The sequence below is a fragment of the Pleomorphomonas sp. T1.2MG-36 genome, from assembly GCF_950100655.1.
In the GTDB taxonomy this organism is placed as follows: domain Bacteria; phylum Pseudomonadota; class Alphaproteobacteria; order Rhizobiales; family Pleomorphomonadaceae; genus Pleomorphomonas.
This window is the reverse complement of record NZ_CATNLY010000019.1, coordinates 1-450: the sequence shown is the minus strand read 5'-3', so window position 1 is coordinate 450 and position 450 is coordinate 1. Positions and strand designations below refer to the sequence as shown.

Below are 450 nucleotides of genomic sequence, written 5' to 3'. Positions count from 1 at the left end.
CTATGGGGTGGCTTATTCTGTTTCCCGCAGTTTGCCAGTGAAGAGGAATTACGGGAATGGCTGGCACAACGGCATGTTAACGCTGATAATTTGACCCAACTTAACGCGTTTCGCCATACCTTCAGCCATTTCCATCTGGATATTGTGCCTATGTGGCTTACTGTGTCCTCATGCGGTTCATGCATGGATGAAGGCAACGCGCTCTGGTATAACTTAGCGCAACCGCCATCCGTTGGCCTGGCGGCTCCGGTGGAGCGTTTATTACAGCAGTTACGTACCGGTGCCCCCGTTTAACGCACCGGACGATGAAGAGGATGAGTTATGAGCAGAACGATTTTTTGCACTTTCCTGCAGCGTGAAGCAGATGGACAGGATTTTCAGCTGTACCCGGGCGAACTGGGAAAACGCATTTATAACGAGATTTCAAAAGAAGCATGGGCGCAGTGGCAG

The 450-nt window shown here is 50.9% G+C and carries 2 protein-coding genes; both read left to right on the top strand.

Going from position 1 to position 450, the window contains the following annotated elements; genetic code table 11:
- Nucleotides 1–294, top strand: a 294-nt coding sequence (locus QQZ18_RS11435) for an NUDIX domain-containing protein (protein WP_284541046.1), incomplete at its 5' end; no start/stop codon positions are given.
- Nucleotides 295–321: 27 nt separating this feature from the next.
- Nucleotides 322–450 (top strand): Fe(2+)-trafficking protein (locus tag QQZ18_RS23800; RefSeq protein ID WP_446728639.1); only part of this gene is annotated, 129 nt, incomplete at its 3' end.